The organism is Agrobacterium tumefaciens (assembly GCA_025560025.1).
GTDB lineage: Bacteria > Pseudomonadota > Alphaproteobacteria > Rhizobiales > Rhizobiaceae > Agrobacterium.
On sequence record CP048486.1, the window covers coordinates 1,923,572 to 1,943,939 of the forward strand.

The following is a 20,368-nucleotide window of genomic DNA, read 5'->3' on the forward strand; positions in this document are numbered from 1 at the left end:
TCCTCGGGCTTGACCCGAGGATCCACGACCAAGCCGCTTGTGGATCCTCGCCTCAAGGGCGAGGATGACGGGGGCGAACATTGCTCGCGAATGGCCCGACGAGGCCTAAACCAGTTCCATCAACGCCCGCGCCGCCGCCTCGTCTGTTATCAGCGTATTGCAGCCGATCCGCTTGATCGTGGCCCGGATGGCGATGGCGCGGTGGGCGCCGCCGGAGGCCAGCACGATGTGTTTTGCCTTGCGCAGCGTATCGAGATCGATTGCCATGGCGCGCTGGTTGATGGGGTGATCGACCGAGCGGCCTTCGGCATCGATGAAGTTGAACATGGTGTCACAGACACAGCCGGCATCGATGAGTTCCTGCAGCGTCGCTTTCGAAATGAAGCCTTCTGATAGCGAGGTCGAATGCGGCCCGATATCGCCGCAGGAGACGATGGCGAGATCGAGCGTTTCGGCGAGATCGTAAAGCGTCGCAAGCCCGCATTTTTCGATCAGCGCCCGTTTTGTCTCAACCGAATCCACCAGGAGGGGCGCGAGGAACATGTAACATTCGGCCCCAAGCGCGCTCGCCAGCCGCCAGGTGTAATCGAGCGGGTTGGTTTGGTGCACGGCGACGATGCCGCCGAGCAGCGAGACGACCTTGCAATTTTCCCGGCGCGGCGGGCGGAAGCTGGAAAGCGAGGCGGTCATGGTGCGGCCCCAGCCGACGCCGATGGTGGCCTCGTTCGGCACCGCTTCGGAGAGGAATTGCCCGAGCGCCAGCCCGACCGCCTTTGCTGTGCCTTCGGCGTTCGCCTTATCCGGGGATGGGCCGGGGGAAGGGATGATCACCGCCTCATCCAGCCCGTAAGCCGCCTCCAGCCGGCCGGCCAGCTCGACGAAATCCTCGATGCCTTCGTTGATCCATATCTGCACTTCGGAGCGCTTCATCGCCTCGTCCAGCAGGCGGATGACGGTGGAGCGGCTGATGCCGAGTTTTTCCGCGACGTCTTTCTGCGTCATGCCCTGATTATAATAGAGCCATGCGGCGCGCAGCCGCAGAGACGCCGCTTCCGAATAGGCCGTATGGGTTTCTCTTCTCAGTTTCGCCACGGTTTCCGCCATTCTTTATTAGCGACCGAGTATCGCAGGCGTGAAACTTATGTCAATTGCGATGCGCAAATGTCTTGACTTTTGGCCCTGTCGCTTGCGATAGTCGGAGCCGGACAGAACCGCGATTTCGGCCTTGGGCGCACCCATGGTGCGGGAACGAAAAGACGGCTTGGCAAGTTTTGAAGAGATCATGAAGGATCATTCGGTATGACGTCTAAACTCGAACAACTTCGCGCCATCACCACGGTCGTTGCCGATACCGGCGATATCGAGGCGGTTGCGCGCCTGAAGCCGGTGGATTGCACCACCAACCCCACCATCGTTCTGAAAGCTCTCGGCACCCCGGCCTTTGCCGATGCGGTGAAGGAAGCCGTCGCCTGGGGCAAGAAGCAGGGCGGCCAGTCCGACGCCGTCGTCGCTGCCGTTGCTGATCGTCTCGCCATTTCCGTGGGTGCGGCTCTCGCCGGCCTCGTTCCGGGCCGTGTGTCGACCGAAGTCGATGCCGACCTTTCCTTCGATACGGAAGCCTCCATCACCAAGGCGCGCCACATCATTGCCGCCTATAAGGAGCGCGGCATCGAGCGTGAACGCATCCTCATCAAGCTCGCTTCCACCTGGGAAGGCATCAAGGCTGCCGAGATTCTCCAGTCCGAAGGCATCGATTGCAACCTGACCCTGCTTTTCTCCCAGGCACAGGCGATTGCCTGCGCCGAAGCCAAGGTCTTCCTCATCTCGCCCTTCGTCGGCCGTATTCTCGACTGGTACAAGAAGTCCACCGGTGAGAGCTACACCGCCGAGACCGATCCGGGTGTCGTGTCGGTGCGCAGCATCTACAATTATTACAAGGCCAATGGCATCAGCACCGTCGTCATGGGCGCCTCCTTCCGCAATGTCGGCGAAATCGAAGCGCTGGCCGGTTGCGACCGCCTGACGATCAGCCCGGCGCTGCTGGAAGAGCTGGACAAGGACAGCGGCAAGCTGGAGCGCAAGCTTTCGCCTGACAATATCAAGGCCGAGCCGCTGCAGTCGCTTGACGAAAAGGCATTCCGCTGGGCGCTCAACGAAGATGCGATGGCTACCGAGAAGCTCTCGGAAGGCATCCGCCTGTTCGCCAAGGATCTCGTGACGCTGCGCGAGATGGTCCGCAAGGAACTGACGCTGGCGGCCGCCTGATAAAAGAAAGGGGAACCATCCCGGTTCCCCTTGCGTTTACACCACATAAATCTCCAGTCATGCGAAAACGCGATCGGATCCCTGCCGGTCGCGTTTTTGTGTGTTTCAGTCGTTGCCGTTTCCCGTCGCCACTGCGGAAATGCGCTGTGCCGCATCGCGGATCAGCGCTTCGCAGGCCTCGCGCGTCGGCGCCTTGCCGTTAAGCGGGGTAATATAGGGGCAGGTAATGACGGCAAGGGCGGTGCCGTCGAGCGTCAGCACCGGGGCGGAGATATTGCGCACGCCGGCGGTCTGAAGGCTGTCCATGGATTCGAAACCCTGTCGGCGCACCTGCGCCAGTCGTTCTGCCAGCCCCTGAGGCACGGTCTCGCCGCCGCCACGCACCTGTTCGGTGACCATGATCTCGCGTTGCGCATCGGTCTGGAAGGCCAGAAGCACATGGCCGGAACCCGTGTGGAACAGGCTCATCTGTGCGCCCACGCGCAGGGACATGGCCCAATAGGTTGAGGATTCCTGCTGGGCGATGACGACGACGCCACCGCGGTCATAGACGGCCAGATGGCAGGCCTGCGCGGCGCTGGCCGAAAAATCGCGCATGACAGGGGCGGCAAAGGAGACGAGGCGGCGGATCGGCGCGTGGAAATGCGCCAGCCCGAACATCTTCAGCGTCAGCGAAAACCGGTCACCCTCCAGCCGCCGCACGTAACCGCGGCGCACCAGCCTGTCCAGCATGCGGTAAAGTTCGTTCGGGCTTTTGCCGATCGACTTGGCGATCTCGATCTGCGTCAGTCCGCCATCGGTACGGGCCAGAAGCTCGAGAATATCAAGACCCTTGTCGAGGGCGGGAGCGCGGTATCTTTCGCTGTCGTCGTCGGTCATCTGGCCTCGATGGTGTTTTGCGTGGTCGCCGGATGGGCAGCCTGAAAATATGGTTGCCCGATAGCCGACATCCGCGCAAGTTTGCTTGACGCCATATGAATACCGCGTTTACATATGAATTGTCGATCCATATTTGAGATCATCGAAATTCAGCGACCTGAACCCCGATGGGCGGGCGCGCTATAGCGGGAGGCTATTCATGGTGCAGGATTTTAACGGCCGGACAGTGGTAATCACCGCCGCCGGCCAGGGTATCGGCCGGGCGACGGCGGAGCGCTTCATATCGCTCGGTGCGCGCGTCATTGCCACCGATATCAACGAACAGGCGCTTTCCACCCTGAAAGGGGCGGAAACGCGGGTTCTGAACGTGCTGGATGGCGACGGCGTCAAGGATTTCGCCACCGATATCGGCCATGCCGATGTGCTGTTCAACTGCGCCGGTTTCGTTCATTCCGGCACCATTCTCGATTGCGAAGAAAAAGACTGGGATTTCTCTTTCGATCTCAACGCCAAGGCCATGTACCGCACCTGCCGCGCCTTCCTGCCCGGTATGCTGGAAAAGGGCAAGGGCGCGATCGTCAACATGTCCTCGGTTGCATCAAGCGTGAAGGGCGTGCCGAACCGTTTCGCCTACACCGCCTCCAAGGCGGCGGTGGTGGGTCTGACCAAGGCCATTGCCGCCGATTTCGTCACCAAGGGCATTCGCTGTAACGCCATCTGCCCCGGCACGGTCGACAGCCCGTCCCTGCATGATCGCCTGCGCGCCACCGGCAACTACGAACAGGCGCTTGCCGATTTCATCGCCCGGCAGCCCATGGGCCGCATCGCCACGCCGGAAGAAATCGCGGCGCTCGTGACGTATCTCGCTTCTGATGAGGCAGGCTTCACAACCGGCCAGATCCATGTGATCGATGGTGGTTGGACAGGCTGAGGGGTTATTGCGGGAGAGAGAAGACGGGGCCGGCGTGTATTCGCCGGTTGAGGTTTTAACATCTCCACAAACTCCACGTCATCCTCGGGCTTGACCCGAGGATACAAACCTCCGGCCGTTGATCCTCGGGTCAAGCCCGAGGATGACTCAGGAGAGTGTGCAGTTTTCACAGATTAAAGGCGACCGGCGTAAAAGCCGGTCGCCTTTTTTCGTTCAGACGACCGCGCTTCCGGCCATCAGTGCAAGCACGAGGAAGACCAGGAAGATCACCACGGCGATGAAGAACAATATTCGGGCCACGCCCGCCGCCGCCGCCGAAATGCCGGTAAAGCCGAATACGCCCGCGATCAAAGAAATAACAAAGAAAATAAGAGCCCATTTCAGCATGGAGCTTCCCCTTTCGCTTAATTTTCAAGAGTCTGCCGTCTCGCAGCGGACTCTCGAAAATGACGCGCAAAAGGCGAAAATGTTCCATGCTCCCGCAAAAATCGTTGTTTTGGAGCGTTTTCACTTTCCTCGAATGGCGACAACCCCCGGACTCTTTGTCCTGCCGCATTTTCGGACGGAAACCGGGGGAGCGCCTTTGCTGGGTGCGCTCTAAATCCCTCTTTCACCTACCGCATCGATGTGGTGGGCTTTCCAGGTGGTGCGGATGAAGGTGGCAACGAAAGCAAGGCTCATGAAAAGCACGATGGTCGGGGCAGGGGCGCTGTCTATCAGGAAGCTCAGCCATATGCCGCAGAGCGATGACGTGACCGCCACCGCAATGGCCACAACCAGCATGGTGGAGAAGCGCCGCGTCAGCAGGAAGGCGATCGCGCCCGGCGCGACCAGCATGGCCACCGAGAGGATGATGCCGACCGCCTTCAGCGCGCCAACCACCGTCAGTGACAAAACCATCAGCAGACCGTAATGCAGAATACGCACCGGCAGGCCGATTGCTTTGGCATGCTGCGGATCGAAGGCGTTGACCAGCAAATCCTTACGCAGGATGCCCAGAAACAATGTGGCGAAAAGCGCGATCAGACCTGTCTCCAGCATGTCCGACGGCGCAATGCCCAGCATGTCACCGAAGAGAATGTGGTCGAGATGCATATCGCTCTGCACCTTCACGTAAAGCACCAGCCCCAGCCCGAACATGCCGGAAAAGACGATGCCAAGCACCGTGTCTTCCTTGATGCGGCTGTTTTCCTTGATGAAGCCGGTGCCGAGCGCGCAGATCATGCCGGCAATGAACGCACCGATGGAAAGCGGTATATTGACGATATATGCCAGCACCACGCCCGGCAGCACGGCATGGGAAACCGCATCGCCCATCAGCGACCAGCCTTTCAGCACCAGAAGACAGGACAGCATCGCCATCGGCACTGCAATCATCAGCGTGATCACGAAGGCATATTGCATGAAGGGCAGCTGAAACGGCAGGATGGCGAGTTCGAGATATTCACTCATGGCGTTTCTCCGAGCGCCTTGCGGGCCTTGGCCCGGGATGCGAGCAGCCCGTGTTTGGGGGCGAAGACGAAGGCGGCAAGGAAAATCGCCGTTTGCAGTACGACGATGACGCCGCCGGTCGCACCGTCGAGGAAATAGCTGAGATAAGCGCCGACGAAGCTGGTGGCCGCGCCGATGATGAGGCTCATCAGGATCAGCCGCTCGAAACGGTCGGTCAGGAGATAGGCGGTGGCCCCGGGCGTCACCACCATGGCGACAACGAGGAAGGCCCCGACGGTCTGAAGGGCGGCAACCGTGGAAGCCGCAAGCAGGGTGAAAAAGATAACCTTCAGCACTTCAGGCTTCAGCCCCACGGTACGGGCGTGGTTTTCATCGAAGAACACCACCATAAGGTCACGCCATTTCAGTGCCAGCACCAGCAGGCTGATGCCGCCGATCAGCGCCAGCTGAATCGTGTCTTCAGCGGTGATCGCCAGAATATTGCCGAGCACGATGGTCTGGATATTGATCGAAGTGGGCGAGAGCGACACCATGAATAGGCCAAGCCCGAAAAACGAGGTGAAGATCAGCCCGATGATCGCGTCTTCCTTCAGCCGCGTCTTCTGGTTCAGGAACAGCATGGAGCCGGCCGCAAGCCCGCCGGAAAGGAACGCGCCGAGCGAAAAGGGCAGGCCCAGCATATAGGCGCCCGCCACACCCGGAACGATGGCGTGGGACAGCGCATCGCCGATCAGCGACCAGCCCTTCAGCATCAGATAGGCCGAGAGAAAGCCACAGACGCCGCCCACCAGTGCGCTGACCCAGATGGCGTTCAGCATGTAACCATAGGTGAAAGGCTCAAGAAGGCTGTTTATCATCGACTTTTTCTTTCGGAGCCTGCGGATCATGTCCGTTCTGGCCATTCTTGCCGTAAATCACGAAAGGCCGCTCGTCATCGGTGATGACCTTCACCCGGCGCGGATCGGCGTCGTTATGCAGGTCCGCCCCGCCAAGCACGAAGTGGCGCAGGCTGCCGCCAAAGGCTTTTTGCAGGTTCTCCTCGTTGAAGGTATCCGCGGTCTTGCCCGATGCCAGCACCGTGCCCTTGACGAAGACGGCGCGGTCACAGAATTCCGGCACGCTGCCGAGATTGTGGGTGGAGACCAGCATGACGCGGCCCTCGTCGCGCAGCGCCTTCAGAAGTGCGACGATCTGCTCTTCCGTCGTTACGTCGACACCGGTGAAAGGCTCGTCCAGCAGGATGACCTGACCCTCCTGCGCCAGCGCGCGGGCCAGAAACACCCGCTTCTTCTGCCCGCCGGAGAGTTCGCCGATCTGGCGTTTGCGATAGTCCAGCATGTTGACGCGTTTCAGCGCCTCTTCGACCATCTGGTGATCGCGTTTCGAGGGGATGCGCAGGAAATTCATGTGGCCGTAACGGCCCATCATCACCACATCCTCCACCAGCACCGGAAAACTCCAGTCCACCTCTTCGGCCTGCGGCACATAGGCGACGAGGTTTTTCCTGAGCGCTTCCTTCACCGGCAGGTCGAAGATCGAGACGGAACCGGCGGCCAGAGGCACGAAACCCATGATTGCCTTGAAAATCGTGGACTTGCCGGCGCCATTGACGCCGACAAGTGCAGTGATCGTACCGCGTGGAATGGAAAAGCTGGCATTTCTTAATGCGGTGTGGCCGTTTCGATAGGTCACTGTCGCATTTTGAACCGTCAGGCCGCCGCCTGATTTTTTATTGCCCATTCTCATGAAGACAGTCCCTTGGCGATGGTTTCGCTCGTCACCCGCAAGAGGTCGAGATAGGTCGGGACGGGGCCGTCGGCTTCGCTCAGCGAGTCCACATAGAGTATGCCGCCATAGGCCGCGCCGGTTTCCTTGGCCACTTGTTGGGCCGGATCGGCGGAAACCGTGCTTTCGCTGAAGATCACCTGGATATTATGCTCGCGCATGGCGTCGATCACGCCGCGCACCTGCTGTGGTGTGCCCTGGCTGTCGGCATTGACCGGCCACAGGAACAGTTCCTTCAGGCCGAAATCGCGGGCGAGGTAAGAAAAGGCGCCTTCGCTCGTTACCAACCAGCGCTTGTTTTCCGGCAGAACGGAAAGCGTGTCGCGGATCGGCTGCACGGTGGCCTTGATCTTGTCCGAATAGGCCTTGGCATTGGCGGCATAGACATCTGCATGGGCGGGGTCGATTTCGGTCAGTCCCTTGCGGATATTCTCCACATAGATCAAGGCGTTATCGGGTGACATCCAGGCGTGTGGATTGGGTTTTCCCTGATAGGCGCCGCCGCTGATCGCCATCGGCGTCACACCCTCGCTCACCGTCACGCTCGGCACGCCGGAGAGGTTGGCCAGGAATTTTTCGAACCACAATTCAAGGTTGAGACCGTTACGCAGGACCAGATCGGCCTTGCGGGCTTTGAGGATGTCGCGCGGGGTTGGCTGGTAATTGTGAATTTCCGCGCCCGGCTTGGTGATGCTCTCCACCTCGGCCGCATCGCCCGCCACATTGCGTGCCATGTCGGCGATGATGGTGAAGGTGGTGACCACCGTGGGTTTCTCCTGCGCCTTTTCCTGAGCGATGGCGGCGGCGGGAAGAAAAAGCGAAAAAGCGAAAATGGCATGCCGGATTTTCTGGAAATTCACGTCTGTCACCGAATGTTGTTGCGATTAATTCGCAATACCATCTGTTATAAAATCACGTTTGTCAACGCTATTGCAAATCATTCGCAATTTAGCAGAATTCGCAAATGTCCGAAAATGGTGCGTTTTTGCAGGTGCAACGCCGGGCGGGTTAAACTTTTTTCAATGAGAAAGCGGCACTATCGCAAGGCTCGGGACAGCGTGGTCCAGGGCTTTATCCCGCGTGTGTTCCTCATCTTTCGAGCCACGTTTCGGGGTGAGGGCGATAAGGCGGGGTACTTGATGTCAGGATGTTGCGGGTGAAGGCTGTATTCGGACGAATGCGGTTTTCGCGCAAACTCGTTATGATCGGAGGCGGGATCCTGCTTTTGGCAGGTGCGACCGGTTCTGCTGCCGTGTTTATCGGCAGCGAGCGGCTGCTTGGACCATCCTACGCCTCTGCCAACGGGCTTTCATGCGACGCAGTCCAGACGGTCAACATCCGCAAGAACGGCTCCCTTTGGGTGCGCAAATTCATCCGCACCGATGGCGGTGACGGCACGGAGCGGTTAAAGACCGCCCTGCGCGTCACCAAGGCAGTTTACGACAAGCAGAAGCCCGATCTGGTGCAGGTTTCCGTGCTCGACAGGAATGGTCCGCAACTGCGCTCGGAAATGCGGGGCCGTGCCATTGCCGCACAGGTGGTCTTCATTGCCGATCCGGCAAAAATTCCCGAGGGCGCGGATGCCCAGCGTTATTCGGCCTTTTATTATGACGGCGCCGCCAATGGCAGCGGCCAGTTTTACGGGCTGCGCATCGATCTGCCGCTGGAAGACAGCGAAGCAATGGCCGCAAGCCTGACGGATATGACCGATTGTGCGACGCCCGCTGCGGATGCCGCCGGCGAAAGCCAGGATGGAAAGGGCGCGAAAGCGGCGTCGGGGCACGGCGAAACCAAGGGCGGACACGATGCTGCGCCCGCGCAGACCAAGGAGGGCGGCGCTGTTGATAGTGAAACCCACTCTCCCGAGGCGTCATCGCCCGAAGCCCATGGCGAATCCACTGCCGACGACCTCCTGACCTCCACACCGGAAGCCGATGGCGGCAGCATCTTCAGCATGACCTATCTGAAATCACTGATCTTCGGAAAAGGCTCGACGACCGCGCAGGCGGCGGAGGGAAAGCCGGCTGAGAGTGCGCCGGCGGAAGAGCCGGTTGCGGGGAAGTCGGGGCATTAAAAAGCTTTAGCTCGCCCAGTCGTGCCGGACGTGCTAGCCGGCATTCGGCCGTGACGCAATCGCACCGGCCCCGGCTAAAGGCGGGGTGACGATCATATGAGAACCGCAGCCATCAGTGAATGTCATCCTCGGGCTTGACCCGAGGACCCATTCACGATCACGAAATTGGTTGGCTGTGTATCCTCGGGTCAAGCCCGAGGATGACGAACGAGAAAATTTCGTTCTTGCAGGCGGCCATGCGGCCGCCTTTGTTTTCGTCCGGTCAATCCGCCTTGTTGCGGCGGGCCGGGAAGAGGATGACGTCGCGGATCGACGGGGCGTTGGTCAGAAGCATGATCAGGCGGTCGACGCCGATGCCGAGGCCGCCGGCGGGCGGCATGCCCTGGTCGATGGCGTCGAGGAACTCGTCGTCCAGCTGCTTGTCTTTTTCGCCGCGGGCGTGCGCCTGCTCCAGCTGCTCCACCATGCGGCGGCGCTGTTCTTCCGGATCGTTGAGTTCCGAGAAGGCGTTGCCCACTTCCCAGGCGTTGCAATAGCTTTCGAAACGCTCGACGAGGCGCGGTTCGCCCGGCACTTCCTTGGCGAAGGGCGAGATGTCCTTGGGGAAATGCGTCACATGGCTCGGCTGGATCAGCGTGCCTTCCACCTTCTCCTCAAAGATGAAGGCAAGGCATTCGCCCCAGGTCCAGTCCTTCTCCACCGCAAAGCCGGCGGCCTTGGCGGCGGCGCGGGCTTCTTCGTCGGTCTTGATGGCGAGGAAGTCGATACCGGTTGCTTCCTTCACGGCGTCTGGCATCGGCACGCGCTTGAACGGGCCCTTGAAGGAGATCGTCTGGCCCTGGAATTCAACTTCGGTCGTGCCGTGCAGGGCAATCGCCAGCGTCTCGAACAGCCGCTCCACGAGACCCATGATGTCTTCGTAGTCGGCATAGGCCCAGTAGCACTCCATCATGGTGAATTCAGGATTGTGCCTTGTGGAAACGCCTTCGTTGCGGAAGTTGCGGTTGATTTCGAAGACCTTGTCGGTCAGGCCCGAAACCAGCGTGCGCTTCAGGTACAGTTCCGGCGCGATGCGCAGATACATGTCCATCTTCAGCGTGTTGTGGAAGGTCTTGAACGGATCGGCCGTCGCGCCGCCATAGATGGTCTGCAGCATCGGCGTTTCCACTTCGAGGAAGCCTTCGGCCTCCATGAAGCGGCGAATGCCGGAAAGGATCTTCGAACGCTGCAGGAAGCGCAGCTTGGATTCCTCATTGGAGAGAATGTCCAGATGGCGCTTGCGGTAACGCAGCTCGATGTCGGAGACGCCGTGCCACTTTTCCGGCATCGGCAGCAGCGACTTCGTCAGCATGGTGATTTCTTCGGCGTTGATCGTCAGCTCGCCGCGCTTGGTGCGGCGCACCTTGCCGGTCACGCCGATGATGTCGCCGATATCGATCATCGGCAAAAGGTTGCGCGCCGCTTCCGGCGTCGTATCCTTGTGGGAGAAGATCTGCACCTTGCCCGAGGCGTCATGGATATCCATGAACATGCCGGAATTGCGGGAGGAATAAACGCGGCCGGCCACCGTCACCGTATCGCCGGTTTCGACGTCGGCTTCGATATCGGCGTATTTTTCCGCCAGCTCCGCATTGCTCATGGTGCGGTGGAAATGCGCCGGATAGACATCGCCGATCTGCTCGCGCAGCAGCGCAAGTTTCTGGCGGCGCACTTCTGTCGCGTCGGAGGAAAGGGCGGTGGTTTCGGTCGTCTTGTCGTTCATCGTATTCGCCTTCAGCGGCCTTGTTCGTTGCGGTTACCCTATGCGCTCCGGGCTTACCCCCCTCTGTCCTGCCGGACATCTCCCCCTCAAGGGGGGAGATCAGATGCGGCGCCCGCCCGCTTCATGGGCAAGGTGTCAGCCGCTTGTCGATCTCCCCACTTGAGGGGGAGATGCCCGGCAGGGCAGAGGGGGGTACCCCGAGCAGAGGGGTATATTTCAGTCTGCCGGCGTCACCGCCAGCACATAACTATCAGCTTCCGCTGCCAACCATCGTGGCCACAACGGCAATCGCCATCTTCAACCGCTGGCGCACAACGGAACGGCCAAGCAGCGCCATCGAGTCAAACAACGGCAGCGAGCGCGAGGAACCGGACATGGCCACAAACAGCGGCGGCGTCACGACGCGCAGCTTCTTGCCGGTGCGTTCGGCGACATCGCGCAGCTCCGCCTCGATCGCTTCCACATTCCAGTCCGGCATCTTTTCCAGATCGGCGGCAACCGTGGTGAGGATTTCGTGGATTTCCTCGGGTTTGCTTTTGAGCCCGGCAAAGGAAGCCGGCGTCAGGCCGACATCGCTTGCCAGCAGGAAGCCGGCAAGGTTCGGCAATTCGCCGAGTCTGGAAATGCGGCTCTGGGCAAGCTTCAGGCCTTCGGTCAGGCGGGCATTTTCCATCGCCCATTCCAGCGTGCGGGAAATGAACTCCTCCGGCGCAAGCTTCTCACGCAGCCAGCGGCCGTTCAGCCAGTCCAGCTTCTGAATGTCGAAGATGGCGCCGGCCTTGGACAGCGCTTCCGGATCGAACTTCGCCGCCAGCTCGTCCATGGTCAGAAGTTCTTCGCCTTCGGCGATCTGGATGAAGAACAGGCCAAGGAAGTTCATCAGCGCTTCCGGCAGGTAACCGAGAGCGGAATAATAGGAGATCGAGGTCGGGTTCTTGCGCTTGGAAAGCTTCGACTTGTCGGCGTTGCGCATCAGCGAAAGATGCATGAACGTGGGCTGGTCCCAGCCGAAATAACGGTAAAGCAGAATGTGCTTGGGCACGGAGGCCAGCCATTCTTCGCCGCGCGCCACATGGGTGATCTTCATCAGATGGTCGTCGATGACGTTGGCCATGTGATAGGTCGGCATGCCGTCGGCCTTGATAAGCACCTGCATATCGACGGAATCCCAAGGGATCGAGACATCGCCATAAACGCCGTCATGGAAATCGCACGAGCCTTCGGTCGGAATTTTCATGCGCACGACATTGGCCTCGCCGGCGGTGACGCGGGCGGTGACTTCCTCGGCCTTCAGGTTGAGGCAATGGCCATCATATTTCGGCGGCTTGCCGGCGGCGCGCTGGGCTTCGCGCATTTCTTCCAGCCGCTCGGGCGTGCAGAAACAGCGGAAGGCATGGCCTTTTTCCAGCAGCTCTTCGGCATAGGGCCAATACATGGCCTTGCGCTCGGACTGGCGGTAGGGACCGTAAGGGCCGCCGACGTCAGGGCCTTCCGACCAGGTGAGGCCGGTCCAGCGCAGGGCTTCCAGCACTTTCTGCTCATATTCGAGGGTCGAGCGGGTGGCGTCGGTATCCTCGATGCGCAGGATGAACTCGCCGCCATGTTTTTTGGCGAAGAGATAGTTGAACAGCGCGATATAGGCGGTGCCGACATGCGGTTCGCCGGTGGGGGAAGGTGCGATGCGGACGCGAACGCCGGAAGTGGTCATGAAATTCACTCGTCGTGACGTGGCAGTGACATCGGGGCGGTTTCACCCGTCTGTCACGATGTTTTCGTTTGGATGCGGCAGGAAATCATGTTGGAAGACGCAATGAAAGCGCCTTTTGCACATTCCCGTTCGGCTTCGGCTTAGGCCATATTCTGCCGCAGGCGTCAAGGAAATACGAAGCCCGCGCTGGTTCAGCGTCCTGGCCGAGAGTCCTAGTTCACTGGCCAGACGTAAAGCAGCATCGGAATGCTGGCGATGACGATCATGATCGACAGTGGCAGGCCAAGGCGCGGATAGTCGCTGAAGCGATAACCGCCGGGGCCCATGACCAGCGTATTGCACTGGTGGCCGATGGGGGTGAGGAAATCGCAGCCCGCGCCGATCGCCACCGCCATCAGGAAGGCCTCCGGCTGGAAACCGAGCGTGGTGGCGAACCCGGCGGCGATGGGAGCCATGACCAGCACGGTGGCGGCATTGTTGAGAAAGGGCGTGACCGCCATGGCGGTGAGCAGGATCATGCCCAGCGCCGCAAAGGGCGGCAATCCCTGCGCGGCATGACCAAGCCAGGCGGCGATCAATTCGCTCGCCCCGCTGGTGCGCAGGCTGTCGCTGACGGGAATGAGGGCGGCGAGCATGACGAGGATCGGCCCATCAATGGATTTATAGACCTCGGTGAGCGGGATTGCGCCGACGACGATCATCAGGAAAGCGGCGGCGAAAAAGGCGACGGAGACCGGCACCAGCCCGCTGCCGGCGGCGATCATGGCGGCGGCAAGTACGATGACGGGTAAAAGCGCGCGGCGCTGCACGCCCAGCAGGATTTCGCGTTGTGCCAGCGGCAGCAGCGAAAATTCCTGCAATACCTGCGGCAGGTTCTTGCGGCTTCCCTGCAGCAGGATCACATCGCCCGCCTGCAGCGTCAGGTCGGAGAGCCGCTGGTTGACGCGCTGGCCGCGGCGGCTGACTGCAATCAGATTGACGCCGCGTGTGTAGGACAGCGCCAGTTCGCGCGCGGAAATTCCGTTGAGAACGGATTCATTGCCAATCACCGCTTCCATGGAGATAAGGTCGGCGGTTTTCTGGCCGTTTTCCGTCAGCGGCTTGCCGGATAACAGCAGCTTCGCCTGCGAGACGATGCGGTCGAGGCCTTCCGGGTTGCCTTCGAGAAGAATGGTGTCGCCCGGTTTCAGATTGACGTCGGGAAAGGGTGAGATGCGCCGTGGTCCGCGCAGGATGGTGCTGGCGATCACGTCGCCATCCGCCTGTTTCAATAGCTCGCGCAGCGGTCTGTCCGCATAGGTGCTGTCGGCAGGCAGCGTCGCTTCGGCGGTATAGGCCGACTGGTCGAGAATATCTTCCACCGATGCCTGCTGCCGGTTGCGCACGGGCAGCAGCCGGTAACCAAAGGTCAGGAAGACGATGCCGATCACCGTCAGCCCGAGGCCGACGGGGGTGAAGTCGAACATCGAAAAGCTCTGCCCGGTCATTTCCTCGCGCAACCGCGAGACGACGATGTTGGGCGAGGTGCCGATCTGCGTCATCAACCCGCCCAGCAAGGCGGCAAAGGCCATGGGCATCAGATAATAGGAGACCGGGCTGCCGGATTTGCGGGCGAACTGGAAAGCGACCGGCATCATGATGGCAAGCGCACCGATATTCTTGATGAAGGCCGACATGATGGCGACGACGATCATCAGAAAGGCCAGCTGCAGGCCCTTGGAATGCATTTCGGGGAAATATTTCTTGATGGTCATGTCGACGATGCCGGAACGCGCCACCGCCGAACTGACCACCAGCGCACTGCCGACGATGATGACGATATCATCCGAAAAACCGGAGAAAGCCTTCTCGAAAGGCACGACACCAACGGCCACGGCCACCAGCAAGGCGCTGCAGGCGACAACATCATAACGGAACCTGTCCCAGATGAACGCGACCATCATGCCGGCGATCACGGTGAAGGCGAGAATCTGGTCGGTTGTCATGCTGGTTTATGCTTTCGAAGGAGAGGCGGCGGGAATGACTCTATCGATGAGGATATCGAAGAACGCAAGCCGGGGTGAAGCGGTTCCGGAGTGGGATGGTCATTCATATCTTTCCGTCATACCGGCCCCTGAGCCGGTATCCAGCCGACGCGGCTCTCACGCGACGAGGGGAGTCTTTTCAGCCCAAGGACTTGGGCTGGCTGGATGCCGGATCAAGTCCGGCATGACGGAGCGGAGGGATTGTCAGAGAAGAAAATGGGCAATGTCGTCCCAGGCTGGATTGAGATCTTCAATCAACTTGATCTTCCATGCCCTCGGCCAGTTTTTTATCGTCTTTTCTCTCGCAATTGCGTCCGTGACGAGATCGTATGTTTCGAACCACACAAGCGTCTTAACGCCATAACGGGTTGTGAAGCCGGGCGTCAAATTGTTCTGATGTTCATATAAACGGTGAGAAAGGTCGCTTGTTACGCCAGTATAGATCGTGCCGTTTCTTTTTGATGCAAGAATATAAACGTAACCTTCGCGCATGAGAAAAGCATGCGCAAAGGTCATTGTTTTGGCAAGAGGTGAAATTATTTCCGTCATACCGGACTTGATCCGGTATCCAGCCGACGCGCGTCTGCGCGGCGAGAGGAGTTTTTCAGCCCAAGGACTTGGGCTGACTGGATGCCGGATCAAGTCCGGCATGACGGAAGTGCGGTCAATGTGCCTCTTCAGCACTCGCCTTCTTCCGACGCCGCGCGTTGCGGGCCAGCATGTTGAGCAGTTCCACCAGCGCCGAAAACGCCATGGCGGCATAGACGTAACCCTTGGGAACATGGAAGCCCATGCCTTCGGCGATCAGCGTCGTGCCGATCATCATCAGGAAGGCGAGCGCCAGCATGACGATGGTGGGGTTGCGCTCGATGAAGTTGGCAAGCGGGGTTGCGGCGAGCAGCATGACGGCGACAGCCACGACGACGGCGACGATCATGATCGGCAGATGTGGTGTCATGCCGACGGCGGTGATGATGCTGTCCACCGAGAAGACGAGGTCGAGCAGCAGGATCTGGCCGATGGCCGCGCCGAAATTCATCGCCACGGGGCCGCCGACCATGTCTTCCTTGTGATCTTCAGGGTCGACATTGTGGTGGATTTCCTTGGTGGCCTTCCACATCAGGAAAAGACCGCCGGCGATCAGGATCATGTCCTTCCAGGAGAAGGCATGGTCGAAGATTTCGAAGACCGGCGTGGTCAGCTGCACGATCCAGGCAACGGTGCCGAGCAAGCCGAGGCGCATGACGAGCGCAAGGCCGATACCGATCTTGCGGGCTTTTTCGCGCTGTTCGGGCGGCAGCTTGTTGGTGAGGATCGAGATGAAGATCAGGTTGTCGATGCCGAGCACGACCTCCATGACGATAAGCGTGACGAGCGCCACCCACGCAGCGGGGTCGGACAGGAGAGGGAGAACGGACTCCATCAGGGAATATTTCCTTTCAGCAACAAGGACGGCCGAGAATTCGGTCAACGAGATTTATAGCGCAATACGCGAGAAACAAGGAGATGAAGTGCCTTTCAGGCAAGATTTCATCGAAATTTCGCGCAAGCCGCGTATCGGCGCTGGCGCCGTTGCTGAATGATCTCAGGCCTTGTCGGTTCCGTAGGCGGCCATGAATACCTTGATGGCGCTGGTAATCACCCGGTCCAGCTCCTCTTCGGGCACCGGGCCGTCGATTTCTCCAAACAGCCGCAGCTTGAAGAAAGTGCCGGTGGAAAGCTCGATATATTGCCGTGCAGCCAGCTCAACGTCGTCGACCTTCAGATGGCCGAGCGCGACATGGTGCTCGATGAAATCCTGAAGCACGGTGCGGACATTGTTGGGCGCGGCGATGAAAAAGCGCTGCGCCAGCTTCGGCATGCGGTCGATGACGCCGATGACCGAGCGCATGGCCGGGATCATCTCCGAGCAGATCATCTTGTTGGCAAAGGCCTTGCCGAACTGCTTCAGCCCCTCGCGCACCTCTTCGGTGCCGGCCAGAATATTGCGCATGGAGGTGGCGAATTCCTGCCGGTGATGGTCGACGAGGGCGGCGAACAGGTCCTCCTTGTTGGAGAAGTAGACATAGATCGTGCCCTTGGAAACGCCGGCTTCCCGGGTAATGTCGTTCATGCTGGCGGCGTCGAAGCCCTTGCGCTTGAAGACGCGCCAGGCGCCCGCCAGAATCTGCTCACGCTTGGCCGGGTCCTCGCCCGCCGCAAAACGCCCGCCGGGGCTTCCGGGACAGCCCGCTTCCATATCCATGTCTTCCCCTGCCATCGTTATCGCCTCCTAGCACGGCAACGGCGTAAAAAAAATTAACCAGACGTCGAACCAAACGGTTCGATAACACTTGATATGTGTCAGGAAAGAGATTATGTCAATCGAACCGAACGGTTCAGTTCGAAAAACTTTCTTCAATCTATCACGGTACAATCTCATGTCGGCCCAGAAGAATAGCGCGGTTCGCGCCGTCAACGATGCGGAAGAGGCGGATGTTTCCGCCAAGGCCGAGACCTCTCCGGCAAAGCCGGTCGAGGCCCCGCCTCAGACCCCGGCACAGACCGTCGCTGCGCCGAAGCAGAAGAAGCGCTCGAAGCTTCTGCCGATCTTTGCCATCGCCCTTCTCGCCGGTGCCGGCTGGTATGGTTACAACTGGTGGATCGACGGCCGCTTCATGGTCTCGACCGATGATGCCTATATAGAAGGTGACATTGCCGTCATCGCGCCCAAGGTTTCCGGTTACGTCGCCAAGGTGAACGTGGTGGAGAACCAGGAAGTCAAGGCGGGCGATCCGCTGGTGACGCTGGATGACGGCGACTATCGCATCGCGCTCGATCAGGCAGAAGCGCAGATTCGTACCGAAGAACTGTCTCTGAAGCGCATCGACGCGCAGATTGTTGGCGGCGAAGCGTCTCTGGAACAGGCCGTCGCCCAGAAGGGCGCGCTGGATGCCGCCCTTCGCGGTGCCGAAATCACCCAGAAGCGCGCCAGCGAGCTGCAGGCGAAGGATGTCGGCACGGTTGCCGCTTCCGACAATGCGCAGGTCGCGCTCGATCAGGCAAAGGCGAATGTCGTGGCCGGTGACGCCGCCATCTCTTCGGCGAAAGCAAATGTCGAGCTTCTGCGCGCCCAGCGCGAGGAAGCCGAAAGCACCGTCCGTTCGCTGCAGCTTTCCCGCGACAAGGCCGCTCGCGATCTTTCCTTCACGGTTCTGAAGGCGCCCTATGACGGTGTCATCGGCAATCTGGCGGTTCAGAACGGCGATCTTGTCTCGGTCGGCAAGCGTCTCGCTTCGCTGGTGCCGATGAACGAGCTTTATATCGACGCCAATTTCAAGGAAACGCAGCTTGCGCGCGTGGTTCCGGGTTCGAAGGTTCGTGTGCATGTGGACGCCTTTGACGATGCGACCATTGAAGGCACGGTGCAGTCGATTTCGCCCGGCTCGGGTTCGGTCTTCTCCATGCTGCCGCCGGAAAATGCGACGGGCAACTTCACCAAGGTCATTCAGCGCGTGCCGGTGCGCATCGTCTTCTCCAAGGAAGACCTTGCCAAGCACAATCTGCGCGCAGGCCTGAGCGTCGTTGTCGATGTCGATACCCGCACGGCGCCTGAAGCGACCAAAACGGCGCAAGTTAACCCGGAAGCCAAGTAAGGCGCATCGCTGATGCGTCGTTGAGGGCAAGATCATGGCGGCTACGGTTGTCGGTACGGGCGGGGCGTCCATCCCCGCCGATCCCCCGATGGACAGGCGCAGGCTCATCGCGTTCTTCGCGATGGTCTTCGGCATGTTCATGTCCATTCTCGACATTCAGATCGTCTCCGCCTCGCTGGCGGAAATCCAGGCCGGCCTCGGCGCCGGCTCGGATGAGATCGCCTGGGTGCAGACCTCCTATCTGATCGCCGAAGTGATCATGATCCCGCTGTCGGGCACGCTGGCGCGCATCCTGTCCACGCGGGTGCTGTTCGCCACCTGCGCTGCCGGTTTCACGATTTCGAGCGCACTCTGCGCCACCGCCACCAATATCGACCAGATGATCGTCTATCGCGCGATCCAGGGCTTTATCGGCGGCGGCATGATTCCCTCCGTCTTTGCCGCCGCCTTCACCATTTTCCCGCCGTCGAAGCGCTCCGTCGTCTCGCCGATCATCGGTCTCGTCGCCACGCTTGCGCCCACCATCGGCCCGACGGTCGGCGGTTATCTCTCCAATGCCTTTTCCTGGCACTGGCTGTTCCTCGTCAACATCATTCCCGGCATCATCGTCACGATCCTGACCTGGAGCCTGATCGATTTCGACAAGCCGGAGCACTCGCTGTGGAAGAAGTTCGACTGGTGGGGTCTGCTCTCCATGGCCGTCTTCCTCGGCTCGCTGGAATATGTGCTGGAAGAGGGCAACAACAAGGACTGGTTCAACGACGAACATATCGTGCTTGGCTCCGTGGCCATGGTCATCGGTGCTGTCGTGTTCTTCTGGCGCGCCTTCAAGGTCGAATTCCCGGTGGTCGATATCCGCGCCTTCGCGGACCGAAACTTCTCCATCGGCTCGCTGTTTTCCTTCGTCATGGGCATCGGGCTTTACGGGCTGACCTATCTTTACCCCCTCTATCTTGGCCGGGTGAGGGGCTATGATGCGCTGATGATCGGCGAGACCATGTTCGTGTCAGGCCTTGCCATGTTCTTCACCGCGCCGATTGCCGGCAAGGTCTCCACCAAGCTCGATCCGCGGGCGATGATGGCGATCGGCTTCATCAGCTTCGGCTGCGGCACATGGATCATGACCTATGTGACCACCGACTGGGATTTCTATGAACTTCTGATCCCGCAGATCCTGCGCGGCTTCGGGCTGATGATGTGCATGGTGCCGATCAACAACATCGCGCTCGGCACCTTGCCGCCCGCCCGCATCCGCAATGCATCCGGCCTGTTCAACCTTACCCGCAACCTCGGCGGCGCGGTCGGACTTGCCGTTATCAACACCATGCTGTCGCAGCGCACCGACGATCATTATGTGCGGTTGGCGGAACATGTCAGCTATTCCAACCCGCAGGCGCTGGAATGGCTGAACAGTGTCGGCGCCAACTATGATTCCTACGGGCTGGATGGCGCTTCCGTCGCGATCAAGAAACTGGTCGGCATGGTGTCGCAGCAGGCATGGATATTGGCCTTCGCGGATGTGTTTTTCGCGCTGACGCTTTTGTTCGGCAGCCTGATCTTCATGACGATCCTGATCCAGAAACCCAAGGCAGCGCCGCCGCCAGACGCGGCGCACTAAAACAATCCCCTCCCATCCACCGCAGAGCTGGGGCCGTCGGAAATGACGGCCCCTTTTTTTGTTTCGAATATGGAGCGAGTGGTTGCTGCTTGTTTCTTCTCCCCGAGGGGGAGAAGTCCGCGGCAGCGGGATGAGGGGGCGACGGTAGCGATATACGGAGAGCTTGCCCCCTCATCCGACCCTTCGGGCCACCTTCTCCCCGGCGGGGAGAAGAAACCAGCCGCAACGTCTTCAC

Annotated in this window: 18 protein-coding genes; 5 read left to right on the forward strand and 13 right to left on the reverse strand. The window is 60.0% G+C overall.

Annotated elements, in window-relative coordinates:
* Positions 1–105: 105 nt before the first annotated feature.
* A complete protein-coding gene (locus tag FY152_22700) occupies positions 106–1,092 on the reverse strand; it encodes a sugar-binding transcriptional regulator (GenBank protein ID UXS34905.1) in 987 nt (328 codons plus the stop codon).
* A gap of 207 nt (positions 1,093–1,299) precedes the next feature.
* On the opposite strand from FY152_22700, the gene tal reads away from it, so the two are divergent.
* On the forward strand, positions 1,300–2,265 hold the full coding sequence (gene tal / locus FY152_22705) for a transaldolase (GenBank protein UXS34906.1): 966 nt from the start codon (positions 1,300–1,302) through the stop codon (positions 2,263–2,265).
* A 105-nt stretch (positions 2,266–2,370) separates the two neighbouring features.
* Here tal and FY152_22710 read toward each other — a convergent pair whose 3' ends face one another.
* Entirely contained in the window at positions 2,371–3,144 is a 774-nt protein-coding gene (locus FY152_22710; protein UXS34907.1) for an IclR family transcriptional regulator, read from the reverse strand.
* Positions 3,145–3,343: 199 nt separating this feature from the next.
* Between FY152_22710 and FY152_22715 the strand changes: the two genes are divergently transcribed.
* A complete protein-coding gene (locus FY152_22715; protein ID UXS34908.1) occupies positions 3,344–4,075 on the forward strand; it encodes an SDR family oxidoreductase in 732 nt (243 codons plus the stop codon).
* A 213-nt stretch (positions 4,076–4,288) separates the two neighbouring features.
* On the opposite strand, the gene FY152_22720 is transcribed toward FY152_22715, so the two are convergent.
* From FY152_22720 to FY152_22740, 5 genes are all read right to left on the reverse strand, one after another.
* Positions 4,289–4,462 carry a DUF1328 domain-containing protein gene (locus tag FY152_22720; protein UXS34909.1) on the reverse strand — a complete coding sequence of 58 codons (174 nt, stop codon included), beginning with the start codon at positions 4,460–4,462 and terminating at the stop codon, positions 4,289–4,291.
* Positions 4,463–4,672: 210 nt separating this feature from the next.
* Complete coding sequence (locus FY152_22725; GenBank protein UXS34910.1) at positions 4,673–5,527, reverse strand: metal ABC transporter permease; 855 nt, start codon at positions 5,525–5,527, stop codon at positions 4,673–4,675.
* Positions 5,524–6,384, reverse strand: coding sequence for a metal ABC transporter permease (locus tag FY152_22730; protein UXS34911.1), 861 nt, complete (start codon positions 6,382–6,384; stop codon positions 5,524–5,526). The genes FY152_22725 and FY152_22730 overlap by 4 nt, the downstream gene beginning before the upstream one ends.
* Positions 6,365–7,273: a manganese/iron ABC transporter ATP-binding protein gene (locus tag FY152_22735; protein ID UXS34912.1), complete on the reverse strand. Its 909-nt coding sequence runs from the start codon at positions 7,271–7,273 to the stop codon at positions 6,365–6,367. Before FY152_22735 ends, FY152_22730 begins: the two co-directional genes overlap by 20 nt.
* On the reverse strand, positions 7,270–8,172 hold the full coding sequence (locus FY152_22740; GenBank protein UXS34913.1) for a metal ABC transporter substrate-binding protein: 903 nt from the start codon (positions 8,170–8,172) through the stop codon (positions 7,270–7,272). Before FY152_22740 ends, FY152_22735 begins: the two co-directional genes overlap by 4 nt.
* A gap of 317 nt (positions 8,173–8,489) precedes the next feature.
* Here FY152_22740 and FY152_22745 point away from each other — a divergent pair, with 317 nt between their 5' ends.
* Complete coding sequence (locus tag FY152_22745) at positions 8,490–9,386, forward strand: hypothetical protein (protein ID UXS35161.1); 897 nt, start codon at positions 8,490–8,492, stop codon at positions 9,384–9,386.
* A gap of 262 nt (positions 9,387–9,648) precedes the next feature.
* Here FY152_22745 and lysS read toward each other — a convergent pair whose 3' ends face one another.
* From lysS to FY152_22775, 6 genes are all read right to left on the reverse strand, one after another.
* Entirely contained in the window at positions 9,649–11,148 is a 1,500-nt protein-coding gene (gene lysS / locus FY152_22750) for a lysine--tRNA ligase (protein ID UXS34914.1), read from the reverse strand.
* Positions 11,149–11,398: 250 nt separating this feature from the next.
* Positions 11,399–12,856, reverse strand: a complete 1,458-nt coding sequence (locus FY152_22755) for a glutamate--tRNA ligase (GenBank protein UXS34915.1) — start codon at positions 12,854–12,856, stop codon at positions 11,399–11,401.
* 212 nt (positions 12,857–13,068) lie between these two features.
* The gene (locus FY152_22760; protein UXS34916.1) at positions 13,069–14,841 is read right to left on the reverse strand and encodes an SLC13 family permease; all 1,773 of its coding nucleotides are present in this window, start codon (positions 14,839–14,841) and stop codon (positions 13,069–13,071) included.
* 243 nt (positions 14,842–15,084) lie between these two features.
* Entirely contained in the window at positions 15,085–15,396 is a 312-nt protein-coding gene (locus FY152_22765; GenBank protein UXS35162.1) for a GIY-YIG nuclease family protein, read from the reverse strand.
* Positions 15,397–15,544: 148 nt separating this feature from the next.
* A complete protein-coding gene (locus FY152_22770; protein ID UXS34917.1) occupies positions 15,545–16,303 on the reverse strand; it encodes a TerC family protein in 759 nt (252 codons plus the stop codon).
* Between the two features lie 162 nt (positions 16,304–16,465).
* Entirely contained in the window at positions 16,466–17,140 is a 675-nt protein-coding gene (locus FY152_22775) for a TetR/AcrR family transcriptional regulator (protein UXS34918.1), read from the reverse strand.
* A 160-nt stretch (positions 17,141–17,300) separates the two neighbouring features.
* Here FY152_22775 and FY152_22780 point away from each other — a divergent pair, with 160 nt between their 5' ends.
* Positions 17,301–18,515 (forward strand): HlyD family secretion protein, encoded by a 1,215-nt coding sequence (locus FY152_22780; protein ID UXS34919.1) that lies wholly within the window; start codon positions 17,301–17,303, stop codon positions 18,513–18,515.
* A 34-nt stretch (positions 18,516–18,549) separates the two neighbouring features.
* Positions 18,550–20,133: a DHA2 family efflux MFS transporter permease subunit gene (locus tag FY152_22785; GenBank protein ID UXS34920.1), complete on the forward strand. Its 1,584-nt coding sequence runs from the start codon at positions 18,550–18,552 to the stop codon at positions 20,131–20,133.
* Positions 20,134–20,368 lie beyond the last annotated feature (235 nt).